This window comes from Paenarthrobacter sp. E2MeOHC11, assembly GCF_058744955.1.
Map to the genome: position 1 here is coordinate 1,385,721 of NZ_CP196673.1, position 14,525 is coordinate 1,400,245.

The 14,525-nt window shown below is 65.5% G+C and carries 13 protein-coding genes; 8 read left to right on the plus strand and 5 right to left on the minus strand.

Going from position 1 to position 14,525, the window contains the following annotated elements; translation table 11 throughout:
• Positions 1-37: 37 nt before the first annotated feature.
• Positions 38-760: a hypothetical protein gene (locus tag ACSSVG_RS06315; protein ID WP_231340597.1), complete on the plus strand. Its 723-nt coding sequence runs from the start codon at positions 38-40 to the stop codon at positions 758-760.
• 5 nt (positions 761-765) lie between these two features.
• On the opposite strand, the gene ACSSVG_RS06320 is transcribed toward ACSSVG_RS06315, so the two are convergent.
• Genes ACSSVG_RS06320 through ACSSVG_RS06340 form a run of 5 tightly spaced genes read right to left on the minus strand, consistent with a single transcriptional unit; the run spans position 766 to position 8,130 of the window.
• On the minus strand, positions 766-2,022 hold the full coding sequence (locus tag ACSSVG_RS06320; RefSeq protein ID WP_231340598.1) for a M20 family metallo-hydrolase: 1,257 nt from the start codon (positions 2,020-2,022) through the stop codon (positions 766-768).
• A gap of 8 nt (positions 2,023-2,030) precedes the next feature.
• Positions 2,031-3,752 carry an amidohydrolase gene (locus ACSSVG_RS06325; protein ID WP_492417944.1) on the minus strand — a complete coding sequence of 574 codons (1,722 nt, stop codon included), beginning with the start codon at positions 3,750-3,752 and terminating at the stop codon, positions 2,031-2,033.
• Between the two features lie 8 nt (positions 3,753-3,760).
• A complete protein-coding gene (locus tag ACSSVG_RS06330) occupies positions 3,761-5,167 on the minus strand; it encodes a gamma-aminobutyraldehyde dehydrogenase (protein ID WP_492417945.1) in 1,407 nt (468 codons plus the stop codon).
• Between the two features lie 12 nt (positions 5,168-5,179).
• Positions 5,180-6,802 (minus strand): thiamine pyrophosphate-dependent enzyme, encoded by a 1,623-nt coding sequence (locus ACSSVG_RS06335; protein WP_492417947.1) that lies wholly within the window; start codon positions 6,800-6,802, stop codon positions 5,180-5,182.
• On the minus strand, positions 6,799-8,130 hold the full coding sequence (locus tag ACSSVG_RS06340) for an MFS transporter (RefSeq protein WP_231340602.1): 1,332 nt from the start codon (positions 8,128-8,130) through the stop codon (positions 6,799-6,801). Before ACSSVG_RS06340 ends, ACSSVG_RS06335 begins: the two co-directional genes overlap by 4 nt.
• A 136-nt stretch (positions 8,131-8,266) precedes the next feature.
• Between ACSSVG_RS06340 and ACSSVG_RS06345 the strand changes: the two genes are divergently transcribed.
• From ACSSVG_RS06345 to ACSSVG_RS06375, 7 genes are all read left to right on the plus strand, one after another.
• Positions 8,267-9,478 (plus strand): PucR family transcriptional regulator, encoded by a 1,212-nt coding sequence (locus ACSSVG_RS06345; RefSeq protein ID WP_492417949.1) that lies wholly within the window; start codon positions 8,267-8,269, stop codon positions 9,476-9,478.
• 156 nt (positions 9,479-9,634) lie between these two features.
• Positions 9,635-11,002, plus strand: coding sequence for an MFS transporter (locus ACSSVG_RS06350; RefSeq protein ID WP_253466387.1), 1,368 nt, complete (start codon positions 9,635-9,637; stop codon positions 11,000-11,002).
• A complete protein-coding gene (locus ACSSVG_RS06355) occupies positions 10,999-11,418 on the plus strand; it encodes a RidA family protein (RefSeq protein WP_492417951.1) in 420 nt (139 codons plus the stop codon). The genes ACSSVG_RS06350 and ACSSVG_RS06355 overlap by 4 nt, the downstream gene beginning before the upstream one ends.
• Entirely contained in the window at positions 11,415-12,023 is a 609-nt protein-coding gene (locus ACSSVG_RS06360) for an RraA family protein (protein ID WP_492417953.1), read from the plus strand. Before ACSSVG_RS06355 ends, ACSSVG_RS06360 begins: the two co-directional genes overlap by 4 nt.
• Before the next feature lie 77 nt (positions 12,024-12,100).
• On the plus strand, positions 12,101-12,640 hold the full coding sequence (locus ACSSVG_RS06365) for an NUDIX hydrolase family protein (protein WP_091465301.1): 540 nt from the start codon (positions 12,101-12,103) through the stop codon (positions 12,638-12,640).
• A 73-nt stretch (positions 12,641-12,713) separates the two neighbouring features.
• On the plus strand, positions 12,714-13,730 hold the full coding sequence (locus tag ACSSVG_RS06370; protein ID WP_492417955.1) for a DUF6707 family protein: 1,017 nt from the start codon (positions 12,714-12,716) through the stop codon (positions 13,728-13,730).
• Positions 13,731-13,780: 50 nt separating this feature from the next.
• A complete protein-coding gene (locus tag ACSSVG_RS06375; RefSeq protein ID WP_492417957.1) occupies positions 13,781-14,491 on the plus strand; it encodes an SRPBCC family protein in 711 nt (236 codons plus the stop codon).
• Positions 14,492-14,525: the final 34 nt, after the last annotated feature.

The window sequence follows — 14,525 nt, forward strand, 5'->3', positions numbered from 1 at the left end:
CGCCACCGTACCTGCAGGACCCACCCCAGGAGGACCAATGTTGCGATCCCGCCCCACCCACTACACATCCCACCCCGAGCAGTGGGCCACGCTTCTTCAGGCGCTGGGGTTGTTCACCACCGTGGATGAGGGCGATTGGCGGGAATACGACGCCGGTTCGGGTCGCCTCGCGCTGGGCTACGTGGAGCACGGCCACCCGCTGGACGGATCCACGATCTTTGGGGTCGAGGCAGGAAACCTTGAGGAGTTTGCGCGGCGAACCGAGGAAGCCGGCACCCAGGCGGAAATCCACGAGTCACCCGACGGAACCACTGTGCGAATCTCCACTGAGGACGGGTTCGAGTTCTTCGCCTTCCCCGCCCGGCGGGCCCTGGACGGCACGTGGGCAACGTCGACGGAGGCCGATCCAGCCCTCACGGTGGTAGCCACCTGGGTCAGTCCCTTTGTGGGCCTTGCCGCCAACGACCTCCGGAACATCGGTGCCCGCCCGTCATCCGAGGACGACGAATCGGCCACGTTCACCACCAAGAACGGCGGAATACTGCGGGTGATCCACGGCGCGGACGGCACCAACGGTGACCTCGCATTCGAGTACGACGGCGGACTGGAGCCGCTGCTGGACCGCCTCAGGGCGGCCAAGATAGAGGCCAGAATCAGCGAAGATGTCCTGTACGTCGCCAACCCGGATGCCGCGGGCGGTGCGGCGCCGGCGTCGATCGTGGTGGAAAGAACACCACCACAGAAGACGCCGGCCCCCTAAAGCAGCTAGTCCTCCAACACCCCATCACAAAGCCGGCCGACAACTTCGGTGAGCATGGTCAGTCCGGCAACGATGTCCTCGTCCGTGGTGTATTCGTGCTCGTTGTGGGAGATGCCATCCACGCTCGGCACAAACAGCATCACGGTGGGGACGAGGTCCTTCATGTTGGTGGAGTCGTGTCCGGCCAGGGTCATGACTTCCTTGTTGGACAGGCCCAGGTCGGCGGCCACCTTCGCCGCGAGCTCAACGCCCTCCGGCTGGTACGGGGTGACGGCCCAGGAGTGTGAATGGTGCTTCTCCACCGAGACATTGGCCAGCCGTTCGATCTCCGTGATGCGGGCGTGCAGCAGGGCGTCGGCCTCGGCCAGGACCGCTTCATCGGCGCTGCGCAGGTCCAGCAGCAGGTTCACGCGGGAGGGCACCACCACGGGCGAGTTCGGGTACACGTTCAGCTGCCCCACGGAGGTGTGGAGGGCGCCGGGGAAGCGATCGGCAAGTTCGCGCGCGGCAACCACCAGCATCGAGGCGCCGAGCAGCGCGTCCTTCCGGTCTGCGATCACCGTGGAACCCGTGTGCGCCTGCTCGCCGTGGACCACGAACTCGTACTTGTTCGCAGCCCAGTTGGAGCTGACCAGGCCAATCGTGACGCCTTCGCGTTCCATGCTGCGGCCCTGCTCGATGTGGATCTCGGCGCAGTAGGCCGCCTCCGGCCCTTCAAAGGTTCCACGGCAGCCGATCGCGTCCAAGGCATCGCGGACGGTAACCCCGGCGGCGTCCTTGGTGTTGAGGGCGTCTTCAAGTTCCAGCTTGCCGGTGTAGACGGACGAGCCCATCATGGACGGCTTGAAGCGGCTGCCTTCCTCGTTGAACCAGTTGACGACGGCGAGGTTGAACTTGGGTGCAGTGGCGCCGGCTTCCCAGCGGGCTGCCAGGCGGAACGCGGCGTGGGCGGCGGCGAGGACGCCGTACGCGCCGTCGTAACGTCCCGCCGTCGGCTGTGAATCCATGTGCGAGCCGACCACCACGAAGGGTGCACCGGGCACGGCTTCGTAGAGGCCCCACTGGTTCCCGGCGTGGTCGAACTTCACGGTGAAGCCGTGCTGCTCAAGGAGGCCTGCCAGCCAGCGGCGCTGTTCACCGTCAGGAATGGTGGCGGCCTGGCGGTCCACGCCGCCGTTCTCAGTGGCACCGAAGGCGCTCATGGTCCGGAAGTCCTGGACGAACGCGGTGTCCTGCGTGGTGAAACTTGTGGTGGTTGTCATGGTCTCCCCTATGAGCTCTGGGTGGCTGAAACACGCGCCGCGAACGGACTTTCCGGGGAAAGTGCCGCTTGGAAGTCGGGTGATTGGTAGGTAAAGCGGCCTCCGACGGCGGTGGCCAGGACCTGCAGTTCGCTGATGGCCGGTGCCGTCAACGGTGAAGCGGAAAGGACAGTAAAGTCGGCGAGTTTGCCCGCTGACAGGGTGCCCTTGTCCGCAAGGGAACCCGTTGCTGAGGCGGCTCCGGACGTGTAGGCGGCCAATGCTTGGTGGGGTGTCAGGCGCTCCGCCGGGTTCCCAAACACCGAGCCGGATTCGGTCCGGCGGTCCACGAACGCCTGCATGCCACGCAGGACGTTTCCGTCGGCGACGGGCCGGTCCGAGCTTCCGGCAAGCGTCACTCCGGCTTCCAGGAAACTGGCTGCCCGGTAGGCCCACGGCAGGCGGTCCCGTCCGAGCGAAGCGGTCATGCCGTCCCCGCCGTCCCGGAAAAAGCTCGCCTGCGGTGTCACGGCAATGCCGGCGTCCGCAAGCCTCTCGAGCTGCTCCGGACGGGTCATGGAGGCGTGCTCGATCCTGTTGGGCACGCGGCGCGGCCCATACGCAGCCTGGCAATCCGTGATGATGTCCACGGCGAGGTCCACGGCCCGGTCCCCGATGGCGTGCGCGGCAATGGACCAGCCGGCGGCGTAGGCGGCCTCGATGCGTTCCCGCAGCTGGGCCGGGTCCGCCTGGAAGTAGCCGGTATTGCCTCGGTTGTCCTTGTGTCCGTGGCTGCAGAACTCGTGGCTCACGGCAGCGGTTTCGCCCAGGAGTGAGCCGTCCAGGAAGACCTTGGCGGGGCCGAGGGAAAGGAACTCGTTCCCGAATCCGCTGGTGATGCCAAGATCCAGTCCGGCCGGCGCGGCACCTGGGCTGTCCGAAGAATGGCCGTTGAGTCCGTGCAGTACGTCCAGCACCGGCATCACCTGTGCCCTGGCGTGCAGCCGGCCGGTGGCCGCAGCGCCCTGGTAGGCGGCGAGCTCGGCCGGGCTGTGCCCGATCCAGCCGCCGCCCACTCCGGCTTCGGTGAAACTCGTGATGCCCTCGGAGGCGTAATACAGCGTTGCCCGTTCAAGGGCGGCCTCGATGTCCTCCAAGGCATACGGCAGGATCAGCTGCTGGATCAGTTCCTGGGCCGTCTCCTGGACGAGTCCCGTGGGCCGTCCCGCTTCGTCACGGACGATCGCGCCGCCGTCGGGATCGGGGAACGACGGCGACTCGGCACCTGCCAGCCGCAGCGCAGCGGTGTTGACCACCGCCATGTGCCCTGAGTTGTGCCGCATGAACAGCGGCCGCTCCCCCGTGATCCGATCAAGCTCGTCGATATCCGGGAAGGAACCGCCGTGCTGGGTCTGGCTGAAACCGGTGGCGAAAAGCCACCCCTCGCCGTCGGACCCGGCGTTTGTGACAGCGCCCCGCAGCAACTCATAGAGCTCCTCCAGGCCGCGCGCGCCGGACACGTCCAGTTCCGCCAGGCCCAGCCCGAACCACGTGGTGTGGCAATGGGCGTCGATGAAGCCCGGAGTGAGCGTCGCCCCGGCGAGGTCCAGGACCTCGACGGCGTCCAAGCCGTCCAGGTCCTCGTCGAGGCCCACGATGCGTCCCTTCCAGATGCCCAGCGAACTGGCCACGGGGCGGTCCGGATCCATGGTGATGATGTCTGCGTTCCGCAGGAGGAGGTCGAGTTTCATGTCAGGTTCTAGCGGTGCGAGGTGGTGACGGACTTGATGCGGGTGTAGTCCTCGAGGCCGAACACCGAGAGATCCTTGCCGGTGCCCGAGTGCTTAAAGCCACCGTGCGGTGCTTCGGCCGGGATCACTTGGTGGCAGTTGATCCAGACGGCGCCGAAGTCGAGTTCGTTGGACACGCGGGTGACTACGCCATGGTTCTCGGACCACACACTCGATGCCAGCGCGTACTTGGTGCCGTTGGCGAGCTCGATCGCTTCTTCCTCGGTGGAGAACGGCTGGACCGTCAGTACGGGACCGAAGATTTCATCGCACACCACTTCGTCGGTTTGGAACACACCGTCAATGACTGTCGGCTCAAAGTGGAAGCCCGTTCCGGTGCGCTTGCCGCCGGACAGGACGCGGGCGTTGGCAGGCAGCCGGGACATGAACCCCTCCACCCGCTCCAACTGGGCGGCACTGTTAAGCGGGCCAAGGTCGGCCTCCTCGCCCCCTACCTTCAAGGCGGAAGCGGCATCGGCCAGGGCTGCTGCGAATTCCGTGTGGATGTCCTGGTGGACCAGCACTCGGGTCACCGCGGTGCAGTCCTGGCCGGCATTGAAGAAGGCCGCAAGGGCGATTTCGCTGGCGGTCCGCCGGATATCGACGTCGGCAAACACCACGGCGGGCGCCTTGCCGCCAAGTTCAAGGTGAACGTCCTTGAGCGTCTTGGACGCCGCCGACATGACCTGGGCACCGGCCCGGGTGGAGCCGGTGATGGAGACCATCTCCGGGATGTCGTGGTCCACCATCGCGGCGCCGGCTTCGCGGCCACCGCAAACAACGTTAACGACGCCGGCCGGGTAGACCTGCTGTGCCAGTTCACCCAGGACCAGAGTGGACCAGGGGGTGGTGTCGGCAGGCTTGAGGACCAGGGTGTTGCCCGCCGCGAGGGCTGGCCCGATCTTCCAAATGGCCATCATGAACGGGTAGTTCCACGGCGTAATCTGGGCAACCACACCAATGGGCTCCCGCCGGATGGTGGACGAAAAGCCCTCCACGTACTCAGTCTGGGCCGTCCCTGAAACCACTCGGCATGCTCCGGCGAAGAAGCGCAGTTGGTCCGCGCCGCGCAGGATTTCAAGCTCTTTGGTGAGGGCGGACGGCTTGCCGGTGCAGGCAACCTCGGCCTCGACCAGACGGTCAACATTTGCCTCGATGAGGTCGGCCAGCTGCAACAGCAGCGACTGGCGCGTTCCCGGCGTCGTGCGCTTGTAGCTCTTGAAAGCTGCGGCAGCGGCCTGGAAGGCGGAGTCGACGGCGGCCGCGTCACTGTCCGGCGCGATGCCGATCTGCTGGCCCGTGGCGGGGTCGAAGAACGGCAGGCTGGCCGCGGCGTCCACGGACTCGCCGTTGATGATGTTCTGAAGCTGAATCACAGGAGGCTCCGGTCAGTTCGTTGAAGTCTTGGGAGAACGCGTGGTGGGGTCCTGCGGCAGGTGCAGCAAGGCCGGGAGGCCGGAGTCGACGGCGCGGCGGAACGCGGCTGCGAAGTCTTCCGTGCGGTCCACGCGCTCGCCGTAGCCGCCGTAGGAACGGGCGAGTGCGGCGAAGTCCGGGTTGGTCATGTGGGTGCCGGAGGGGCGGTCCGGGTAGTGCGCTTCCTGGTGCTCGCGGATGGTGGCGAAGATGCCGTTGTCCACCACCAAAACGATGAACGCGGCGCCGTAGCCCATGGCCGTGGCGATTTCCTGGCCATTCATCATGAAGCAGCCATCGCCGGCGACGGAGATGACCTGGCGGCCGGGGTATGCCAGCGATGCTGCCACGGCTGCGGGAATCCCCATGCCCATGGCGCCGTTGCGCGGAGCGGCCAGGGAGTTGGCCGAGTTGTGGTCCAGATACCGTGCGGGCCACAGGGCGTGGTTTCCTGCGCCGAAGGTGAGGACGGCGTCGTCGGCCATTTCCTTTGTGAGAACCTCCATGGCGACGCCAAGGTCGACGCCGATGCCGCCGTCGGGCCGGGGCGTGGAGAACGTTATCTGATCGGCGCGGGCGCTGGCGAACCAGCCTTCCTCGCGGTTGCCCGCCCCGGCCGTGCCAGGGAGGGCCGCGGCAAACGCCGTGACATCGGCGATGATGTGCTGGTCCACCCGGCCGAAGTGGCCCAGGAGGTTGGCGTCGGCGTTGACCACCACGGTGTCGGCGTTCAGTCCGCGCTTGTAGCCATCGGAGAGGACGTCACCGCGAACGCAGCCAACAAAGACGATCAGATCGGCGTCGTCCAGGCGTTCGGCGTTGGCGTCGCTGCGGCCGTAGCCGAGGAAGCCGGCGTAGGCGTCGCTGCGGTGCGGGACGGCGTCGTAGGCACGGAAGTCGGCCACCACCGGGATGCTGTTGCGGCTTGCCCAGGCGGCCAGCTGCTCGCCGGACTGCTGCGTCCAGCCTTCACCGCCGACGACGACAAGCGGCTTGCGTGCCGCCGCCAGCTTCTGGTTCAGCTCATCCAGGTCAACGGGGGCTGGCTCCGGGCGGGCAATCCTGCGGGGTTCGACGGTGGCGTTCTCCACGACGTGTACCAGCACGTCTTCCGGGAGGCCGATCACTACGGGGCCGGGTCGGCCGCTGAGGGCCGTGAAGATGGCGTCGTCCACAACGCGGGCTGCGGAGGCGGCGTCGTCGAGCGTGACCACTTTCTTGGCCGTGCTGCCGAACCAGGCGTTGATGTCGAACTCCTGGAAGGACTCCCGGCCACGGTCGGCTACCGGGATCAGGCCCACGAACAGGATCAAGGGCGTGGCGTCCTGGTATGCGGTGTGGATGGCGATGAAGGCGTTGGCTGCCCCCGGACCGCGGGTCACCATGGCAACGCCCGGGAGCTCGGTCAGACGGCCTTCGGCCAGTGCCATGAACCCGGCGCCGCCTTCCTGGCGGGCCACCACGTTCTGGATCGGCGAGCCGTGCAAGCCGTCAAGGACGTCAAGGAAGCTCTCGCCCGGCACGGTGTAGACACGCTTGACGCCTGCCCGTTCGAGTTGGCCGACAATCAGGTGGCCTGCGGTGGTGGTGCTCAATGCTTCATTCCTTCTTCTTCGATGGAAAGGGCGGGGAGGAACAGTCCGGACAGCGCCGTCAGCACGGAAACCACCAGCAGGATGATGGCGCCGGGCCAGAAGGAGTTGTTGGCTGCCACCAGGGCGGTGGCGATCAGCGGCACGAAGCCGGAGATGACGCCGGCGGTGTTGGACGTGATGGCGACTCCGGTGTAGCGGACCTTCGTGGCGAACAGGGCAGTCAACGCGGTACCGGAGACGGCGTACGGGATGGAGAGGACGGCGACGCCGATCATCATGCCCAGGACAACAAGGACGGGGTTGCGGCTGTCGATGGCCAGGAACACGGGAACTGCGATAAGCGCCGAGGCCACGCCGCCCCAGAGGATCACCTTGCTGGCGCCGAATTTCTCGCCCAGTCGGCCGGCCCAGATGAGGGCGCCGATCTCCAGGGCTGCAGCCAGCAGGGTGCCCATGAGCAGGAGTTCAGAGGGCAGCTTGAGGACCTTGGTGCCGTAGAAGACCACGAAGCTGGTGATGAGGTAGAAACCGCCGATGCCGAGCAACGCCGAGCACATACCCACCAGGATCTGGCGCCAGCTGTTCTTCAAGACGCCGCGGATGGGAGCATGTTCGGTCTCCCCGGATTCCATCAGGGCTTCAAATTCGGGTGATTCGCTGAGTCGGCTGCGGATCCACAGGGAGATGGCAAGCAGCGGGATGGCGGCGATGAACGGGATGCGCCAGCCCCACGCGTCAAAGTTCGTTTGGCCCACCAGGAACAGCATGCCGAAGAAGCCACCGGAGGACAGGATGGTGCCGATCGGGGAACCGATCTGCGGCAGGGCGGCGTAGCGTGCGCGCTTCTCCACTGGAGCATTCTCGACGGCGATGATCACCGCGCCGCTCCACTCGCCACCCACGGCAAGGCCCTGGACAATACGCAGGGCCACCAGCAGGATGGGGGCTGCCAGGCCGATGGTCATGTAGTTCGGCAGGAGGCCGATGAGGCCGGTGACAATGCCGATGCCCACGATCGTGACCATGAGGATCTTCTTGCGGCCAACCTTGTCCCCAAGGGCACCGAAGATGAAGCCACCGATCGGGCGGGCCACGAAGCCGACCGCGAGCGTAGCGAAGGAACCCATGGCCGCCACGAAGGGGTCCTGGGAAACGAAGAACTGTGCGTTGAACACCAGCGCAGCGGCTGTGGTGAAAAGGAAGAAGTCGTACCATTCCAGTGCAGTGCCCACGAGGGCAGCGAGGGCCACCTTCTTGGTAACGCTTTCATCGACGACGCGTACTGCCGTGGGACTTGCGTCCGTGGCTCCGCTGACCGTGCTTGCCATAGTTGCTCCATGAGTGCGAACGGGACCGGACGTTGGGGGTGCCCGGGCAAATTTGTGTGACTCAATCCATAGTGCCAGTAGTTTTCCCCAAAAAGACTAGCGATACACCACGGAATCAGGGCGCTAGAATGTGTGAATGCACAATTCCGAAACTTCAGGGCATTCTGTTCGTTGGGCCGAGTTGGTGGATGAGCTCGAAGGCAGGCTGGACACCTTGGCGCAGGCCTTCACCACGAGGGTTCGCGAGATCCCCGAATACGGCGAAAGCCAAGTGACGGTCCTGGAAATCCAGGAGACCGCGCGGGAGACATTCCGGCGCCTGATCAGCGGCCTCAGGAATGGCAAGGCGGACAGCAGCGAAGGATTGCTCGACTTCGCCTCGGACCTCGGTTCCAAGCGGGCCAGGGCCGGTATTCCACCAGAGTCCCTCACCTCTGCCGTCCGCCTGGACTTCAGCATTCTGTGGGCCGAACTGCTGGAAATCGCCGACACTGCGGACGCCGCCCTGCTGGCGACACGGGTGGACCAGGTGTGGAGCGTCGTGGACGAGTTCGCCACCCGCACGCACACCAGCTACCTGACCGAGCGCGTCAGGATGGCCCAGGAAGAATCGAGCATTCAACGCGAGTTCATTGCCCGCCTGTTCAACCAGAGCAGCCCTTCGTTGGAAACCTCCGCCCAAGTGGCTTCCGCATTGGGCATCAACCCTGAATCACGCTTTGCCCTGGTTGCCGCCAGCGGCGATCCCGGGGCGCGGCTCAGGGCGGCAACGTCCCAGTTCGGATCCGGGCAGCACCTCCGGCAGCGGCTGTTCCTGCATGAATCGGGCGGCAACACCTATGTTTTCTGGGCTCTGCCTGCAGTTCGGACCCGCGGCCCTGAACCCCGTGGCGAGACGCGCAGCCCGGAAGCCGAAGGTCAGCAGCTGCCACCCGGCGTCGTGAACGTCCCCTGCGGCTACGTGCCCGAGGTCCTTGGCCTCCGCGCCCTCCCAACAGCGGCCCGAACAGCCGAGAGCCTCGCGGCACTCCTGCGTCCCCGCGATGCCGGACCGCTCTCCGCCGACTCGGCCTGGGCGCGACTGGCCCAGCAAAACCTGCAGGACGCCGGGCTGGACCTCGCCGCGGAACTCGAGGAAGCCCTGGCGGAGTGCCGGGGCGGCGAGCGCGAGCGCCTGCTCGAAACGGTCCGGAACTACCTGGCCACCGGCAACGTCACCGTCACCTCCGAGCAACTGTTCTGCCACCGCAACACCATCCTCAACCGGCTCAACCGCTTCCAGGAGCTCACGGGAATCGATCTCGCCGTTCCCGCGAAGACGGCCAGGTTGGTGGTGGCATGGGCGTAACTCTCTCGCGCGCGCAGGGGCGAGCCGATGTGTGTTTCCACATTCCAAGCTCCCTTTTGATGGAATTTATGCCATTGATGGTGTGATCGGGCACACACCATAGTTGTAGCTACCTTGCACCGGACACTCGTCCCCGCACCCCATCCGGAGAATCTGATGGCCCACACGGTAGATACTGCCCCCGCATCATCGTCCAGGCTCGACCTGGCAAAGATGCGCAAGATTGCCCTCGCCAGCGTTATTGGCACCACCGTCGAGTGGTACGACCTTTTCGTCTTCGGGACGGCGTCGGCCCTTGTCTTCAACAAGATCTTCTTCCCCAGCTTTGATCCGATCGTCGGCACCATGCTGGCCTTCGGTACGTTCGCTTCCGCCTACATTGCCCGCATGGTGGGCGCCATCATCTTCGGTCACTTCGGTGACCGGCTGGGCCGCAAGTCCATGCTGCTGGTGTCCCTCCTGACCATGGGTGCGGCTACCTTCGCCATCGGCCTGCTGCCCGACTACAACAGCATCGGCATCATGGCCCCGCTCCTGTTGCTGTTCCTGCGCGTCATCCAGGGCCTGGCCCTCGGCGGCGAATGGGGCGGTGCCGTCCTCATGACGGTTGAACACGCTCCTCCCGCCCGCCGCGGCTTCTACGGCTCCCTCGTCCAGGTTGGCGTTCCCGCCGGCACCCTCATCGCCAACGTAGCATTCCTGATTGTGGCCTCCACGGTCAGCACCGAAGCCCTGTACTCGTGGGGCTGGCGTATCCCGTTCCTGGCATCTGTCCTCTTGGTCAGCGTGGGCATCTACATCCGCCTGCACATTGAGGAAACCCCGTCCTTCCAGGCCGTCAAGACCGCCGGCGCCAAGGCGAAGATGCCGTTCGCCGCACTGATGGCCAAGTACTGGAAGCAGGTGGTCCTTGGCGGCGTCGCCACCCTGTCCACGGGCAGCACGTTCACCTTGCTGGTTGCTTCCGGCGTCTCCTACGGCAAGAAGGAACTGGGCCATTCCGAGAGCCTGATGCTCTGGGTAGTCCTGGCATCCTGCATCCTGGGGCTGTTCCTCATCCCGTTCTTCGGCAAGCTCTCGGACAAGTTCGGCCGCAAACCGATCATCTTCGCCGGCGTTGCCGCCGAGGCCGCCCTCGCGTTCCCCATGTTCTGGCTCATGGATACCAAGTCGGTGGCACTGCTCTTTGTTGCTTACCTGGCCATGATGACCGCGTTCTGCGCCAACTACGGCCCCATCGCCACGTTCCTCGCCGAGCTCTTCGGCTCCAAGGTCCGCTACTCCGGCCTCTCCGTGGCCTACATGCTCTCCGGCTTGCTGGGCAGCGCCGCCACGCCGTTCGTCACCACGTGGCTGCTGGGCATGACGGGACAGAGCTCCTCGATCGCCTGGTACATCATGGCCGCGGCCGGGCTGTCCTTGGTGGCCCTCTTCCTGCTGACCGAGACCCGGTACGGCAACATCGACGCCGTCGATGAAGCTCCGGCCCTGGCCGGCTCCACGGAAGCCGCGGCAGCGAAGTGAAGCCAAGCACCATCGGGCGCCTGGCTGGCATCCCCGGCCAGGCGCCCGCCGTCGGGCCCTTTTCCCCAGCGGTCATTGCCAACGGTTTTGTCTTCACCTCCGGCCAGATCCCCGCGATCACCGGCCTGGACCATCAGCCGGACACTTTTGAAGGGCAAGTCCGGCAAACCATCCAGAACCTCGCGGGCGTGTTGGAAGCCGCAGGATCCAGCCTTGAACACGTAGTCAAGGTCAACACCTACCTGACCAGCCAGGACCAGCTGGAGGAATACAACCGGGTGTACGTGGAGTACTTCGGCACCGCCAAGCCGGCGCGGACCACCGTGTGCGTGAGCCTGTGGGGCGTATCCCTGGAAATCGAATGCGTAGCAGTGCTGGCCAACATCACGCCGGACACCCCTGAGGAAACCCCATGACCCCAACACTCCTTGGAGACCTGGCAGCAGTCAGCTACCCGACCATCGGCCACTTCCTCGAGGACGGTTTCGTCTCCCCTGCCATCCAGTCGCTGCTGGCAAACGTGAAAATCGCCGGACCCGCCGTCACCGTACGCATCGAGGACCACGACGCCATCGCCATGAACCACGCACTCCTGGCGCTCCGTCCCGGCGATGTGCTGGTGGTGGACATGGGCGGTGACCACCAGCACGCGCCCGTGGGGGCCGTCACGGCAGCCGCGGCGCTCGCCCAAGGAGCGGCCGGCGTCGTGGTTGATGGCGTGGCCACCGACGTCCTGGAACTGAGGGAGGCCGGCCTTCCGGTGTTCGCCCGCGGGACGTCATGCCTGACCACCAAACGCCTGTACGGGACTGGCTCCGCCGTCAATGTTCCGGTGCACTGCGGAGGAGTGGAGGTCAACCCCGGCGACCTTATCCTGGGCGACGACAACGGGCTGGTCATCCTCTCCCCCGAAGCTGCCCGCGAGGTGCTGGGGAAGGCGCTCGCGTCGGACGCGGCCGAGCCGGCCATCCTTGCGCGCATAACATCCGGGGAACCGCTCGAGTCGATCCTGGCCCTGTAATACTGCCGAGAGCGTAACCGTCCGGCCACCGGGACGCCACCAAGGAACTTCGGCTGGGGATGGGGTAGAACTTAACCATGAGCGTACGTACACCCGACCCGTATCCAGGCTGGCTTTCAGATGAAGACCTCTTCGAAGCCCGCGGCCGCCTCCCCATGGTCTACGTGGAGGCTGTCCCGGTCAGGTTGGATCCGCTCGGGTATGTGAACGAAGTTGGCACGCTCCTGCAGGGCGACGCCGACGGCAACATGGTCCGCTACCTCGTCTCTGGCCGCGTCCTCTACCGTGAAACGATCCGCGCGGCGCTCCTCCGGCACATGGAAAAGGACCTCGGTCCCCTGGCCTTCCCGCAGCTGCCCATCAGCCCCGTTCCCTTCACCGTGGCGGAATACTTCCCGGCTCCGTCGCAGACCGGCTTCACGGACGACCGCCAGCACGCCGTCTCGCTGGCCTACATCATTCCCGTGACCGGTGAATGCGAACCCCGCCAGGACGCCCTCGAACTCACATGGATGACGCCCCAAGAGGTGCTGAGCGAGAACGTCCAGCAGGAATTCGACGGCGGACGCGGGAACCTCGTGCGGCAGGCGCTGGCTTTCTCGGGCATCGTTCTCTAGCGGGTCCCCGCCCCCGGGCCGGCCGGTCTTTGTAGACTGGACGGCGGACCCCAAGAGAACCAAAGGACTTCCGATGACTCACAGCCCAGCCACACAGCAATACAGAGAGAAGCAGGCTGGGGACCTGTTGCCCGGAGATTTTGTCTATCCGCCCGGCGACGGGCCAGCCGCCGAAATCGGCAGCATCGAGGTGCAGCATGACGACTACGGCGTGGCCGCGCTGCTACTGGTGACAATGGTCGACGGCGGCACGGTGCGGATCGCTGTCGGGTCCAGTGTTCCTGTGGGTGACGGAGTTTCGGCCGGCCCAGGTGATGCGGCCACGGACGGCGACGCAGCATCGGGAGCCCCCGACTCCAGCACCTCAGGCTCCAGCACCTCCGCGGAAACCGACGCCGAGGCTTCCGCCGGACCCGCCGTCGTCGTGCCTCCCCGCCCGGAAACGCCGCCCGCGTACACGGGCCCCGGCGCCGAAGAGCTGGCCCTTATCCCCGAGCCCGACGGAACCCCTGAAGCCGTGGTTCGTGCCGCCGCCGCCAACCACAAAGGCAAGAACGGCGTGCAGGTACTGTCCGAACGGCTCGCCAAGGGAATCAATACGAAGTCCGGAAGCTGCCTCCGGGACCTCAGCGACCTCGCGTTCGACCTCTGCATCGTGCTGCGCGATCCGGACCACGCCTTGGCCGTGGCGGACCTGTTGAACGTGCTGCCGTTCGACGGAAACCTGGACCGCTGGGCGTCGATCGAACGGGCGCTGGCGCTGTCCAGCTTCATCTGCCGCGAAGCCGGGCAGACCGAACGGGCCGCCGTCTACGAGAAGCTGCTGCGCGCACCCGAGTCCCAGGAAGAGGACCCGTTCAAGGCCCGGATCAATGCCAGGGTCCGCCAGCGCTCACTCAACGAACCCAATCTGTACGACAAGGAAATCTTCCGCGCAATCGACAACGGCAACCACGAAGCCGAGCGCGAATGGCGGTTCCTGCGCCTCGAAGCGCTGATGTTCCTGCGCGCGCACGGCGGTTCGAAGACCATCGGCGAGGAAGAGTTGGCCCGGAGGATCGGCAATGAGCTGGAATCGGTGCGCGCCTAACGCTGCTGCAAGGCTGTTATGTGGGCGCGAACGGCGGTAGATTCGGGGCCATGACGAACAATCTGAGCGTTGTGGTTAATGCCGATGCACAGCAGGTTTGGACCATGCTGCGTGAACCGTCGTTGGTGGCCCAATGGCATGGCTGGGAAGCCGATGATCTCACTGCCGAAATCAAGCAGATCTACTTCAACACCGACGTTGTGGAAGGGCCCGATCACACGAGCCTGGCTGTCAACGGCGGCGACGTCTTTGAACTCCACCCCGTCTCCGGCGGCACGGAAGTGCGGGTAACCCGGGTGGCCCTGGACCACGATTCCGAGTGGGCTGACTGGGACGAGGACATCACCCAGGGATGGCTCACGTTCCTTCATCAACTGCGCTTTGCCTTGGAGCGGCACCCGCACGGGCACCGGCGGACGCATTTCGTTTCCCTCCCGGGCAAGGGCGGGCCGGCGATCGAGAAGCTGGGGCTCGGGGATTTGCCGCCCGTCGGTGATGAGCATTCGCTCACGCTGTCCACGGGCGAGAAGATTTCCGGAAAGGTCTGGTTCAAGAGCCGGCACCAGGTTGGCCTGACTGTGCACAGCTACGCCGAGCACGGGGAAGGGCTGCTGATCGTCGCCGAGCAGCTGCCGATTCCGGAGAAGAGGCCCGACGGCGGGTCCATGGTGATTGCCTCCACCTACGATTTGGGGGCCCACACCTTGGCGGACATCCGGTCCTCGTGGGACAACTGGAAAGAGTCGAACTACGGGTCCTAGGGTTTTTTCGGCAGGCTGCTCCCGGTAAAGCTGG